6 protein-coding genes are annotated in these 14,444 nt (G+C 43.1%); 1 reads left to right on the top strand and 5 read right to left on the bottom strand.

The annotated features are described in order from the left end of the window. Nucleotides 1-164 precede the first annotated feature (164 nt). Nucleotides 165-1,508, top strand: a complete 1,344-nt coding sequence (locus tag EJL04_RS02640; protein ID WP_164511715.1) for an Ig-like domain-containing protein — start codon at nucleotides 165-167, stop codon at nucleotides 1,506-1,508. Nucleotides 1,509-2,078: 570 nt separating this feature from the next. On the opposite strand, the gene xyl3A is transcribed toward EJL04_RS02640, so the two are convergent. The 5 genes from xyl3A to EJL04_RS02615 form a co-directional block, all read right to left on the bottom strand. Next, nucleotides 2,079-4,655 (bottom strand): xylan 1,4-beta-xylosidase, encoded by a 2,577-nt coding sequence (gene xyl3A / locus EJL04_RS02635; RefSeq protein ID WP_125103982.1) that lies wholly within the window; start codon nucleotides 4,653-4,655, stop codon nucleotides 2,079-2,081. Nucleotides 4,656-5,061: 406 nt separating this feature from the next. Beyond that, entirely contained in the window at nucleotides 5,062-7,200 is a 2,139-nt protein-coding gene (locus tag EJL04_RS02630; RefSeq protein ID WP_206429363.1) for a pectate lyase family protein, read from the bottom strand. Between the two features lie 167 nt (nucleotides 7,201-7,367). Then, the gene (locus tag EJL04_RS02625) at nucleotides 7,368-9,062 is read right to left on the bottom strand and encodes a DUF5123 domain-containing protein (RefSeq protein WP_125103981.1); all 1,695 of its coding nucleotides are present in this window, start codon (nucleotides 9,060-9,062) and stop codon (nucleotides 7,368-7,370) included. Between the two features lie 21 nt (nucleotides 9,063-9,083). After that, nucleotides 9,084-11,057, bottom strand: coding sequence for a RagB/SusD family nutrient uptake outer membrane protein (locus tag EJL04_RS02620; RefSeq protein WP_021853972.1), 1,974 nt, complete (start codon nucleotides 11,055-11,057; stop codon nucleotides 9,084-9,086). Between the two features lie 20 nt (nucleotides 11,058-11,077). Next, nucleotides 11,078-14,314 carry a SusC/RagA family TonB-linked outer membrane protein gene (locus EJL04_RS02615; RefSeq protein ID WP_125103980.1) on the bottom strand — a complete coding sequence of 1,079 codons (3,237 nt, stop codon included), beginning with the start codon at nucleotides 14,312-14,314 and terminating at the stop codon, nucleotides 11,078-11,080. Nucleotides 14,315-14,444: the final 130 nt, after the last annotated feature.

The raw sequence follows: 14,444 nt of genomic DNA, 5'->3' as shown, positions 1-14,444 counted from the left end.
TTTATTAGACCTTTATGAAAAGAGTGAGGACATTAATGTTGCTCACTCTTTTTTTGATAAAGAATATTAACCACATTTTAACATAAAAAGAATTGTCCAATACAAATAAAATCTCTATTTTTGTAAAACATATAACAACATTAATAATTAAAAAAATTATGATTATGAAGAAAATTTTACGCTTATCTTTAGTTGCAATACTGTCCCTTATATGCGGAACAGGATTTGCGCAAACAACATTCGACTTTACCGCATTATATGGCAACGCAACAATTAGCGACATAACAGAAATGCCACAGACTGTAGACGGTATTACTGTTTCATTTGCCAAAGGCAACTCTCAAAATCCTCCTGCATACAATAAAGCCGGAGAAGTACGTCTTTACGGAGGAAAAAGCAATGAAGTTCTTGACGGATGTACAATGACATTCACATCTACAACAGGCAACATGACAAGCATCACTCTTGAGCATGGCCAAATTGACAAATGGGGTGTCCTCACAGCCAATGTCGGCACTATAACTGAAGACGCTGACAAAAACATTACATGGACCGGAGATGCTGCCGAAGTTACATTCACAGCTTCACGTGACGCCAACAACTCAAGTGTATCAACTCAGAACCGCTACAAGAATGCCGTAGTAACACTTGCAGGTGGAGTTGCAAAGAAGAACGCAGAACTTAAGTTCAGCGAAGATGAGGTTTCTGTTGAACAGGGAACAGAGTTTACAGCTCCTACATTTACTAAAGCTACAACAGCAGCCGTTACATTTGCATCTGACAATGAAGGCGTTGCTTCTGTAAACAGCGAGGGAACTATCACATTAGGTGGCGAATTAGGAACAGCTGTTATCACAGCCACTTCTGAGGAAAACGATGAATACTATGCAGGCAAGGCTACTTGCACAATCGAAGTGTTCAAATATAACACTTATAAGAAAGTTGCTGCCATAACAAGCGGTAAAGAATATCTTATCGTTGCTCAGCGTGACAATAAGACATACTATGCATATCCGCTTTCTGAAAATTACACATACGGCTACTTGAATTCAGGCTCTATTGATGAACTTACTGACGTTATCAAAATAAAGAGCACATACGATGACAGCTTCGTATTTACAGAGAATGGTTCAGGCTACACAATACAGGACTGCTACGACAGATACATGTATCAGAGCGGAACATACAACTCATTCAATGTAGGTTCTGAACCTAGCGTTTGGACTGTAGAGGCTCAGACTGACGGTACATTCAAGATTGCCAACAACGGATATTTCATCCAGTGGGGTGACGGTACTTATACAACATTCGGTGTATATACAGAAAAGAAGGAAAATACAGTATTGCCTTTCCTCTATCAGCTTGACGAAACAGGCACAAGCATCAGCGGCACAACAGTTGAGAAGTTTGACGCAAATGCTCCTGTTTACAACCTCGCAGGTCAGCGCGTAAGCAAGAACACAAAGGGCATTCTGATTCAGAACGGCAAGAAATTCGTTAACAAATAATCTTAAACAACAGATTATACATCATAAGGGATGCAGCTGTCATGGCTGCATCCCTTTTACTTTAATATATTCAACCGGAATGAAACAGACTGAGAAGTCTATATGAATGACGGCTTGTTACGACACATAAAACTAAATGAAGGGATGTAAAAGTTTTCTAAAATCCGAACCTTTAACGTGCACAGAAAGGCCATCGCGAAAATAAAAGATATCCCTAGCCTTAAAATCCTGCATTTTACAAGACATATGATAAAGCATTGGTTATCAACATCTTATAACATCCAGATATTAATTCACACTGTATAATAAAAGCAAAAGCATACCTTTCAGCGTGTAAAAGGTATGCTTTTATAACATAAAATGACATGTTTTGCAGTGTCAAAAGGCTTGTTTTATAGCCCAAAGTCAATGGTTTTCATATCAAAACTCACCTTTCAGGCTGCTAAAAGCCATAGATTTTGAATGTTTTTAGGCCAATGACAGCCATCTGAATCGCTATTTCGCGATTTTAAAATGTCATGACTTTTTACTCGAGAAAATGTCGTGTTGCCAAACGAGTTTTCTGTTTTATCACTTCACATCCACGCTTATACGCTTCAGATCCTTGTCAGCGCTCGATGTTCCGACCATGATGTCATACCTGCCCGGCACCACTCTCATGGCATTACTCTGAGCATCCCAGCCCTCAAAAGCTTCACGCGGAAAATCTATTTCTACGGTCTTCGTCTCGCCTGCCTTCAGCTCAACACGCGCAAATCCGCGCAATGTTTTCAGCGGTCCTTCTGCATCTGCCGTGTTGCGCATATATGCCTGCACGATTTCTACTCCGTCACGACGGCCGGTGTTGCCAACCTTCACCTTTATCTTACCGGTTGAGGCGTCATAAGACGGCTTGCCTACAGCAAATGTCGTATAGCTTAAGCCGTATCCAAAGGGGAACAGCGGTTCGCCCTTAAAATAGCGGTAGGTGCGGTTTGACATATTGTAATCGTCAAACGGAGGCAGCTGACTGTCGTTCTTATAGAATGTAACAGGAAGCTTGCCGCCGGGATTGTAATCGCCAAACAGAACATCTGCCACAGCCGTACCGCCCTGCTCACCTGGATACCATGCCTGCAGAATTGCATCACATGTCTCGAGTTCTGGTGTAAGCGCAACCGCACTACCGCTGCAATTGACTAGCACAACCTTCTTGCCTGCATCATGAAGAGCCTTGATAAGTTCGCGCTGAACTAAGGGAAGTTCAATGCTGGTACGGTCGCCATTGTCAAATCCCGGCTCCGTAACCTTAGCTTCCTCACGCTCCAGATTGGGCGATATACCGCCAACGAACACAACAGTGGATGCATCACCAACAGACTTGAGCACACCGGGAACTGTGAGTGTCTGCATTCTTGATACGTCAAAATTCAGCGAAGCACCGTTGCCAAACTGGATATAGTCGAGCTGCACAGAATAGTTGGCGCCGGCTTTAACCTTAATACGGCGCTCATTAAGCCTCACCTCGTTCTTATTATTTCTGTTTACCAAAGTGTCTCCGTTGACAATAAGGCGTATGCGTCCGTCATTCAGATATCTCACACACAGCGTCTCTGTCTTGTCAGCCGTAAAGTTTCCGTTGAACCTGACAGAAAAATCTTTCAGCTCCACTCCCGGAGCAAATACGGTGTTGCCTCCGGTATCAAACTGAGGATGGTTCGAATAATTGCCTTCATAAACAGGCTGTCCGTCCATATCGGTGTTATTCCAGAACTTTGCTGTCATTCCGGCCTTGCCGTCAAGTCCTGTCATGCGTCCAAAAATGCTCTCACTCTCGGTCATTGACGTTATGTCGCATCCCTTGACATATCTTACGCCAGAGCCAAGCTTGTTGCGCATTCCCTCAAGCACCGTGATGGTGTGTGTAGGCTGACCGTAATATATGCCCCACATCATTGTCGAATCGGCAGCATTAGGTCCCATAACTACAATATCAGAAGCGTCCTTTGTCAACGGCAGAGTGTTGTTCTTGTTATGCAGCAGCACCATCTGCTCGCGTGCCATGTCGAGCGCCAGCTTCTTGTGGGTCTTGCTCGCTATAATACTTTCAGGAATGCGGGTCCACTCAACAAGTGAGTCGGGGTCAAAGTCGCCCAGTTCAAAACGTGCCTCAAGCAGCCGTTCTACACTTGTATTTATCTGTTGCTCCGTTATGGCTCCGGCCTTTACGGCATCAGGCAGAGCCTTATAGCTGTTTCCGCATTCGAGGTCGGTGCCGCTTATAACGGCTTTGGCCGAGGCAGAAGCAGCATCGGGTGAGACTTCATGGCAGCCAGGAGTCCAGAAATCACTGATGGCGCCGCAGTCGCTCACCACAAGCCCCTTGAATCCCCATTCGTCACGAAGGATCTGCCTAAGCAGCCTGTTGCTGCCACAGCATGGCTCTCCCTCAAAACGCTGATATGCACACATAACCTCCTTTACGCCTCCCTTCTGCACAAGCGCCTTGAAGGCCGGCAAATAAGTCTCCCACAAATCACGTGGCGACAGGTTTTCGATGTCAAAATGATGGCGCGTCTTCTCAGGACCGCTATGCACGGCAAAATGCTTTGCGCAGGCATAAAGCTTCATATACTTATGTCCGGCCGGTCCCTGCAGGCCACGCACCACGGCAAGTCCCATGCGCGCGTTCATATACGGGTCCTCACCATAAGTTTCCTGCCCGCGTCCCCATCTCGGATCACGGAAAATGTTTACGTTTGGAGTCCAGAACGAAAGGCCCTGATAACGGCCCACGCTGCCCTTCTTTCTCTGTGCCGTATTCTTTGCACGTGCCTCATCGCTCACCGCCGTATATATACGCTCGAGCAACACATCGTCGAAAGACGCAGCCATTCCGATACATGAAGGGAACACCGTGCAATAGCCGTTGCGTCCGACGCCATGAAGGGCTTCGCTCCACCATGCAAAGCCGGGTATGCCTAATCGGGGGATTGCTTCTGACTGATCGAGCATCAGCTTGGCTTTCTCCTCAAGCGTCAACCTTGAACATAAATCAGCAGCACGTTCCTTTGCGGAAAGATTAGGATTCTGGTAAGGAAGAGTCTGAGCACCTGAAACAACAGAACAAAAGACAGCCGCTACAACAAATAGATTTCGCTTTTTCATCGTTTTCTTGGTATTATAGATTTTAAACAGTTTACAAGAACTCAAAAAGACTTTAAATAAAGTCACGATTTATCACATATGCAAAGATACTTAAAACCAAAGAAAAGTAAAAATATCACAAAATGTTTTTTACATGGTTCATCTGTTTATATACAAAACAAAATGTAAATGAACCAAAACAGGGAACCAAGCCTAATCAACTGGCTTCAGGTCAGTCATCATAATCAAGCCAAAATGGTGCTTTATATTAAGCGGATTATTGTCTGCTAATCCAATATCAGTCTGAATAATTCTGACAAAACAGAAAATAAGAACTTCCTACAAACGCTTTTTAAAACAAAAAGGCAGAAGCCATTGTGATAATGACTTCTGCCTTAATAATTATTTTATCTGCTGTTTAAACGTTCTATTTAACAACAAACTTCTTGCCGTTACGGATATATATTCCGGGCTGCAATGAACCTTTCATTTCTACACCCTGCAGATTATATATCTTTCCTGCATTCTTTTCATCAGTATTGATTTCAGAGATGCCGGTTGGAGTTGTTGTTGTGAGAGAAAGTTTCCATACACACTGCTTGCCGGCTGCCTTAAACGTAAGTGTGCCTTCGGCAGGTGAAACAAGTTCTATATCATAAGACTTATACACCGGAGTTGTGCCTATTTTTGCCGGGAACACATAGTCAGTCTCTGAATATTCCATGCCGTTAAGCTCTGCGAGATAGCTGTCGCCGTCAGCATAGTTGTCGTATCCATAAATGCCTACTTTTGTAACCTTCTTGCCTGAAGGAATGTTCACTGTAAACTGCACTCCGCTTGAATACTTGACACAGCCCTGCTCGCCTTTCGAATAGCCTTTACCGCCATCATTAGAAATGCTGAAACCATTGTTGAAAATCCATAAAGCAGAATTTCCAGAATCAGAATTAAGATATGTATCTGATGAAAGTTCATAAACAACAGTCTCACCATCTGACGGGTCGTTGTCATCATCATAAATCTGATTGCCGCTAAGAAGCGTTCCGCCTTCATTGCCAGCCTCCATTATCTCGGCAACAATACTGTTCATGTATCTCTCAAGATTTGAATATCCGTCAGCTCCTATGGTCTTTCCGTCACTGGCATTATTCTTGTCAAGTCCGTTTGCGTCTTCCCATGCATCAGGCATGCCGTCGCCATCGGTATCTAACGGAGCTGCCTCAGATTTCAGTTCAGGCCATGCGCTCCAATCATCTCCTGCATCAGGGAAAGCCTGCTTCAAGTCGTCCTGGCTGTCAATAATGCCCGGCAACTTGCTTGTTGCACTGGATGTACCTGTGCATGACGCACCGCCATTACGCGTATCGTTTACAACGAGTTCGTCAACCCAGTCTCTGTGCAGTGACGCACCTGCATAGGCAAGCACCCTGTCATAAGCCATCTCAGCCGAATGTGTTGTTACGGCCTCAAACGTCAATGGTTCTGACATGCGCATCGTGTCTCGGGTCTCCTGCGTGAACGTATTGTCGTTGCCGCTGTTGCTTATCTGATTGTAAATACCGTATGTCCAGTTGTCATTAGTAACATCAGAATATTTAGGATTTACATTTCCGTCTACATAAAAGTCGCCCCAGACGTGCCACATTACATCCCATTCATTAGGTTTGTCTGTATCGTGATCTGTGTATTCAGAAGTACGGATGCCGATTCCTGCTATCCTCTTCTGCATATCAGTCTTCCTTGTATTTGTAGCAGGTCCTGGCTTATAATAATTGTTCACAATGTTAACATTCATGCCTTCACCGCCGTAACATCCATTTCCGGCCCAGTTGTATATAACATTGTTGCGCATATCCATACGCTCGTCTGTCTGTGTATCAGGGCGCGGGCCAAGGCGCGGAGCGCGTGACTCATGGTGAGCAAGAAGATTGTGGTGATAAGTTGCGCCAGAACCACCCCAGTTACCGCCATATCCATGAGCACCCTTTGAATGGCCTGACTCACGAAGACTCTGCGCAGCAATACACCACTGAACTGTTGTGTTCTCGCTTCCGTATACAGACAAGCACTCATCTATGCTCCAGCTTACAGAACAATGGTCGACAATTATATTCTTGTTGTCAGTACCTCCAAGACCATCGCCTTCATGGTCATCTACATATTTGTTTCCAAGTCGGAAACGCAAAAAACGCATAATAACATTATCCGTAGCTATTACAAAGGGATGATCAGCAATGCATATACCGTCACCAGGAGCTGTCTGTCCGGCAATCGTCACGTTACCGTTACGCAGTTTGAGTTCACTCTTCAAATGTATTGTGCCAGACACATCAAAAACGATGGTCCTAATTCCACTACGTTCGCACGCCCAACGAAATGATCCTGTACCGCTGTCATTAAGATTGGTTACATGGTATACAGCACCACCTCGTCCACCTGTGGTATAACGTCCAAAACCTTCAGCACCTGGAAAGGCTATCGGCTTATCCTGTGAGTATGCTGTCTGAAAAGAAGACAAGCACAACAATAATGATAATACCTTAAAAATAAAACTTGTTTTATACATAAAATGTAAACAACGAAAAATAGTTTCTTTATTATTAAAACAACGAACTGATAAAGCCCGTGAGATGAGTAAAATAAATTTATCTATAATATTATACCCAACTATGCTAATAAACGAAAATCAAAGAGGAGCAGAAAAGCCCTGCCCCTCTTTGATTTTATGAATGATTATTCTGCTGCGGGCCACCATCTTGGGTCACCAGCACCTGAATTATCTAATGTTCCTGAAATGAAGTGGAAGTCTGCATTTGCCGGATCAACAAACAACTTATCTGATGTGTAATCAAGAATTGTTATGTTGGGGAAGCCCTTAGACTTATAGAAGTCGCTTGCGCAATATGAGTTCACAACTTCAGGTTCAATCTTTGCTCTGATGTTCTTGTTTGTTGCCTCATCCGGAGTCTTACCGAATACGCAGTTAAATACAGAGAACGTCTCAGGACCATAGGTCTTATCGTTGAAATCGATAAAGTACTGACCGCTACCGTTGTTGTTATAGAAAGTACAATACTCCATGTAGATTGAGTTCATGTTCACTTTCTCACTATAGATAAAGGTCTTACCCGTAACACAGATATTCCAGAAAGTGCTGTTTGTCATCTTAATGTTGTTAACATATACAGCCTGGTTTCCATTGTCATCAACATGTATGAATGAATATCCTGAGCCAAGATCATGCATCAAGCAGTTATCAATAACCAGATTGTTGATAACCTTAGCCTCGCTGCCCTGCAGGCGGAAGAAAGTATTCTTCATACCAGAAACTTCACAGTCAGTGAATTCAATCTTGTCTACAGTACAAGCCTTGCTCTGGTTAATCAGATAGTTAGCGCCTGAACCGTCATCAACAATCTTCAGATGCTGGAATGTTATGAAGTTATGTGAACCAGCGATGTCAATGCTCTTCAGCAGACGCAATACAGGTGTTTCACCACCACCACGGCCAAAGAAGTTAACAGACATTCCGTCAGGAACTGTAAGTGCACCCGGATCGCTCTGAGTATCATCACCAATAACCTCAATTGTCTTGTCTGCCGGGAATACAATTGTAACGCTTACATTACCAGAACCTGTTGCAGCCTGAGCTTTTGCCAGGATTTCATCCATAAGAGCCTGGTTGAATCTTTCAATGTCAGCATCAAGATACTCTGTATAACTTGCAGCAGGAGGTGCAGCAGAAGTTGTAACAGTCTGTGTACCACGCTTAGCCTCACCATTATATATTATAAAGGTGTAAGTTGTCAGAGGAGTCAGACCTGTAAACGTATGAGTTTGCTCTGCCTTATCTGTTTCAGTCAACACATAGTCAGTTGTGTCTGTGCCCTGAACAACCAGGATGTTTGTTACAGAATCAGCCGGTGCATTCCAGCGTAATGTAACCTCAGAATCTGTATAGTCATCAGCCAGCACCTCGTCAAAAATCTGCTCTGCCTGAGTTTTAAAAGATTCACCTTCTTTATAATAAACCCACTTAGACTCTGCCTTTGTATCAGACATTGTCTTTATTCGCATATAATACTTAGAGTCACCGTCAAGACCTGTCAGAACAACAGGAGACTTTCTGATTTCCTTGTTCAGTCCAAAAACTTTGGCACGCTCACCGCCCATTGCGATTTCGTCATACAAAGAGTCTTTGCTGACCTCGATAACAAAATATAAAGAGTCCTTTGTGGCAGACATTGCCGAGAAAGTAACTGTTGCAGTTGTTGCAGTTGTTTCAACAGTAATGTCGTCCTCTCCAACTCCAAACAATCTGTCAAAAGCACTGTCCAAGCCCCAGTCGTTTCCGTCTGTACAAGAAACCACAGAGAGACCTAAAAACATTATCAGTATTGAACTGAAAAATTTATTAATAGTTTTCATCCTTTTTTAATTTACTGTAAATTAATAACCGTATGAGTTACTTAAGTATCCCTGTGAGTCAGAGATTGTTGTCAAACTTATAGGCATCAAATAACGATTCTTAACTGCAACACCTGCATCCATCGAATTTACATCATTGCCAACAAGTCCGCTACATATAGAAGGAAGGTTTGTATTTACCTGAGTATCTGTTCCTGATTCAAGATCAGCCTTTCCGAACCAGTCGCAGCTGTCTTGATAATCTGCCTCATTAACTTCCTCAACAGGTGTATACCATGTCACAGAAGAGAAATCGATACGACTCTTTGAGTCATCTGTATAGTTGAAGAACACTTTTTCAGGATATGTTCCATCAGCAAGCTGACGCAGATATGTCTGCTTAAACTCATAAATCTTCTGAACAAGCAGGTTCCAACGAATCAGATCATATTTGCGGAAGCCTTCACCTGCAAACTCCCATGCATTCTCCTGTACGATACCATCGTTGAAGAATCCTTCCTTATCTGACGGCAGAGAAGCCACATAAGCCTGAGCTTCAGCCTTATGCTCGTCATCGTAAGCACGCTCGTGTACGAGAGCCAAAGCCTGACGGGCTGTCAAGCCAGCATTATCAGGATATGTTGCATCAGGACCTCCAGCCAATTCGTTCATACACTCTGCATAGAAAAGCAGTACATTAGAATAACGCATCTTAACAGGATTGATACCAGTCATGTGCTTTGAGTCAATCTTCTGGTTGTCAGAAAGCCATGTTTCAGACATCCATCTCGGATTCCATTTTCCTACATAAAGTCCAAATGGAGCATTCTTAAGCATCTTTTCAACAGCCTGCTCAGCTCTATTGTCGCTACCGCTTGTAGTAGTGATTTCATAAGGAGCAACAGTTACGTCACGGCGTGTATCGTTCTGCTTATAAGAATAGAAGAAAGGAGCTGTCAACTTAACTTTACCGCTAGAGTTACCATTACCAAATGTAGCATTATCCTTTGTGATACGCACACCAATTGTATAACCAAGCTCACTTGTAACGTTATACTTCATAGGTATCTCGAACAAGTTCTCCTGATATGTCAAATCCAATGTCTGCTGATTGATAAGATACCACTCATTTTCGAACGAAGGATTCAACTGGTGCTTGCCAGATACGATAACGGCTGTAAGATGCTTCAATGCCTTCTCATAAAGAGCCTTGCGCTCCTCTGCACCAGGACGCTGTGTCGGATACACAGGATCTGAATAACTTGCTGTCTCATATCCGTCCTTAGCCTTCTCACGTATAGCATAACCTGCACGTGTCATGGCTATCTGTGCCAACAGGGCGTGAGCATAGCCCTTTGTTACATGCTCTGTGGTATATCCGTTCTCACCAGCCCAAGGCAAAAGTTTTGTAGCTTCCTCAAGGTCAACCATCAATGTGTCCATAATAACATCGCGGTCAGTCTTGGCCATGAACGCATTGCTCAAATCAGGCTGAGATGTTTCGAGTTTCATAGGAATATCACCCCAATAACGCAACATGTCAAAATATACCATAGCTCTGATAGTCAAAGCTTCACCGAGATAACGGCCCATTTCCTGGTATGAATCATTGCCTTCAACAAAAAGTGGGCTCTGGCGAATGCCTTCAATAATATCATTAGCATCCTCAATGATTCCATACATTGCAGTCCACTCATCTGTAAGAGTGCTCCATCCTGTAGAAACATTATAGTTTCCGGCACCACGGTTACCTGCTTCATAAGCACCGTTTCCGAGTCCGTCTACAAGCTCGATATCACTGTTTATATTGGTTGTAATACTCCAATCCTGTGAATAAGTACGGTCTTGGCCCATACCACCATAAAGTTTATTCACACGCAAACTTGTGTAATATGTTGAGTTATACACAGTTGTTTGATTCATTTCCGAAGGAGAATTCTGATCCAGGAAATCAGAACAAGATGAAAGTCCCAAAATTCCCGCAGAAAGAATCATCATTGAAAATATCTTTTTCATAATTTCTATATTCTTAAAATTTAGAATGTTACGTTAATACCTCCTACAAATGTACGGCTCTTAGGATATGCCGCATAATCTATACCAGGACACATAGGAGTCTTCTTACTGCTTGTATCAACTTCAGGATCATAGCCATCATATCCTGTGATACAGAAGAGGTTATAACCTGTGAAATAGAGTCTGATATTCTCAATATTCATAGCCTTAACCCACTTCTTAGGAAGTGTATATCCTACTGTAATATTCTGTACGCGCAAGAATGAAGCATCCTCAACTGCATAATCAATAAGGTACATCTTTGAAACACCTGCAGGGTTATACATAACCTTACCCTGGTTGATTTCGTTCAGACGTGCCATAACAGCCTCAGCGCTACCATAAGCAGCAATTGTGTTTGTTGAAGGACGGCCTAAGTTAAGACCTGTCTCAGGGTCGATCCATGTATAACGGTTCTCAAGATTAAAGTCTGCAACCAGGTTGTAGTTCTTGCTTGAACCTGCATAGAAAGAGTTTGCAAGTTTTGTACCGTTAACCAGCTTGTTGCCAAGAGAATAGTTGAAGAATACGTTGAAGTCAAAGTTACCTATGCGACCGTCAAATCCGAAACCACCTGTTGTAGGAGCAACAGTATTGCCAAGACGCTGCTTTATAGGATCACCATTTTCGTCAACCTGCACTTTAAGAACGCCGGGATAGAGACCGCCAAAGTAAGTATAGCTGTTGTCTTTCAGTCCTTCACGCAAAGACCATGTTCCATTTGCATTCAGCACGAGGTCACCTGTGCCTGTGGCAGGATCATAAACGGTATAGTAACCATTTGTCTTGTATCCCCAAAGTTCTCCCAGACGACCACCGGCAACAACACGGAAGTCCTCATACTGCTCAAGAGTCTTACCACTCCAACTTGAGCTCTGCCATGGGCTGCCGCTGTTAAGTTCTTCAATCTTGTTGCGGTTGTAAGAAATATTGAAATTAAAGTTCAATCCAAAGTTCTTCTTGTCAACAAGTACAGCGTTGATTGCAAGTTCAACACCCTTGTTTGATGTCTTACCAAAGTTCTGGAACTGAGTTTCATATCCTGTGCTTGAAGGAATTACTGTTTCCATAAGCAGATCCTTTGTTGTATTCCAGTAGAAATCCAAAGTACCGCTGATTCTGTTATTCCAGAAGCCGAAATCAATACCCAAGTTACGTGTTATGGTTGTTTCCCATTTCAAGTCAGGATTATAAAGATATTTACCATGCTCAAGCATTGAACCTGTAACGCCGTTGAACTCAGGAGCCTTTGATGTATTAGAAGCCATTGAATATAAGGGCTCGAGCAATCCTGAATTAATACGGTTGTTACCTGCTGTACCAAAGCTCAGACGAAGCTTCAAGTTAGAGAGCCAGTCAGATGCACCCTTCATGAAGTTCTCTTCTGACATACGCCATGCCAATGCAAGTGAAGGGAACCAGCCCCAACGGTTATTCTTGCCAAACTTACTTGAACCGTCAGCACGGAGAGTGAATGTTGCAAGATATTTGTCAGCCATTGTATAATTAATACGGCCGAAGTATGAAAGGATGTTTTCCTGTGCCTCAATATCGCCTTCGTTTGGAAGAGCTGTACCTGCTGCTGTGTTTGCAAGAACCTCATCGATTGTCATTTCCTCTGGGAATGCAACAGAAACATTTGTACGTGTAATATCACGTGAACTGCTCCACTCCTGACCGATCATTACGTTAATATGATCACGGCCACCGAACAATTTTTTGTTATCGTAAGTAACAGTGTTAGCATTGCGCCAGTTCTTATTCTCCAGTCTTACAAACATAGCCTGCGGCTGTCCGTTATATCCATATTTAGAGTTTGTAACGGCTCTTGCACCCCAAACCTGGTCTGTATCATTATATTTCCAGCCGTAACCGAATTCAGTACGGAATGTAATGTTCTTGAAAGGTTTCCAGTTCAAACCTACATTATAGTTCTGAGAGAAACGCTCCTGATACTTATATGTATCGCTGATACGCTCAACCGGATTGCGTCGTGTATTAGAACTGTTCTCGCTGTCATCATCAACAGAAACCAAAGCTTCAACAGGATTCCACTTAACAGAGTTTGCTACAGCAGAGTTTGCTGCATTGCTTTCGTTGGTGTCAGCACCACCATTAAGACCTTTAAGCTTTGTGAAAGCCATACGGCCGTTGAAGTCAAGAGTCAACCATTCGTTAAGTGTAGCATTGATTTTTGCGTTAACGTTGTTCTTCGCATAACCAGAACCGAGCATGATGCTCTTTTCATCGTTGTGAGAGAAACCTACGTTATACTTGATTTCTTTTGAACCACCGCTAACATTAACATTGTATTGTTTCTGCAAACCAGTACGTCCGAAAAGTTCATCCTGATAGTCACGCCATTCGATTGACTTCCAGATATCAAGGTCATCATAGTTTCCGTAAGCATCATTACCAAGTTCATACTGATAATATGCATAGTTGTAAGGATCCATTGTCTTGATAAGCTTAGTAACCTTCTTCCATCCCAGAGATGCATTGAAGTTAACCTGAGTCTTACCTTCTTTTCCGCTCTTTGTTGTAACGATGATTACACCGTTTGCACCACGCGCACCATAAATAGCAGTAGACGAAGCATCCTTCAATACGTCGATGCTCTGAATTTCACTGGGTGCGATGTCGCTGATGCTCTCAACAGGGAAGCCGTCTACTATATAAAGAGGTGAGTTGTCCTGAGACAAAGAACCTCCACCACGCACACGAATCTTGATGTCGGCGTCAGGAGAACCTTCTGTTGTTGTGATGTTAACACCGGCCATTTTACCTGTCATAGCCTCACTTACGCTTGAAACAGGAATGTTTGCGATGTCTTCAGCACTAACTGACGCAACAGAACCTGTCAAGTCTCTTTTCTTAACCGTACCATAACCGATAACGACAACGTCATCAAGATTTGTTGCCTCATCTTCAAGTACGACGTTGATGTTTGATTTTCCGGCAGCATTTACAGTCTTAGCCTTCATACCGATGTATGAAAACTGCAACTGTCCGTCGCCGGTTGTTTTAATAGAGAAATTTCCGTCAAGATCTGTCACGGCGACATTCTTGGTACCTTTCTCCTGGACAGTCACACCGATGATCGGCTCACCGTTGGTGTCCTTCACATTACCTTTAACTGTTTGTGCAGAAAGACCGCTCACCACAAAAGTGAAAAGCACTAAAAGCACAATTCGAAAAGTTTTCAAATTACCAGACATAAATGTTATTAATTTAATTAAAAATAAAAAATATAAATTCATCTTACGACAAAACCACCATAAAGGGCGCAATTATGGCGTGTCCAAAACAGCCAAGCGCCGGACCCTTACGTACTCTATATCGCATAAT

The organism is Prevotella marseillensis (assembly GCF_900625065.1).
Taxonomy (GTDB): domain Bacteria; phylum Bacteroidota; class Bacteroidia; order Bacteroidales; family Bacteroidaceae; genus Prevotella; species Prevotella rara.
The sequence above is the reverse complement of the archived record's forward strand: the minus strand, read 5'-3'. Positions and strand labels throughout refer to the sequence as shown.

Excerpts from the sequence above, each read along its gene's own strand:
- EJL04_RS02640 (WP_164511715.1), top strand. The coding sequence starts at position 165 with ATGAAGAAAATTTTACGCTTATCTTTAGTTGCAATACTGTCCCTTATA.
- xyl3A (WP_125103982.1), bottom strand. The coding sequence starts at position 4,655 with ATGAAAAAGCGAAATCTATTTGTTGTAGCGGCTGTCTTTTGTTCTGTT.
- EJL04_RS02630 (WP_206429363.1), bottom strand. The coding sequence starts at position 7,200 with ATGTATAAAACAAGTTTTATTTTTAAGGTATTATCATTATTGTTGTGC.
- EJL04_RS02625 (WP_125103981.1), bottom strand. The coding sequence starts at position 9,062 with ATGAAAACTATTAATAAATTTTTCAGTTCAATACTGATAATGTTTTTA.
- EJL04_RS02620 (WP_021853972.1), bottom strand. The coding sequence starts at position 11,057 with ATGAAAAAGATATTTTCAATGATGATTCTTTCTGCGGGAATTTTGGGA.
- EJL04_RS02615 (WP_125103980.1), bottom strand. The coding sequence starts at position 14,314 with ATGTCTGGTAATTTGAAAACTTTTCGAATTGTGCTTTTAGTGCTTTTC.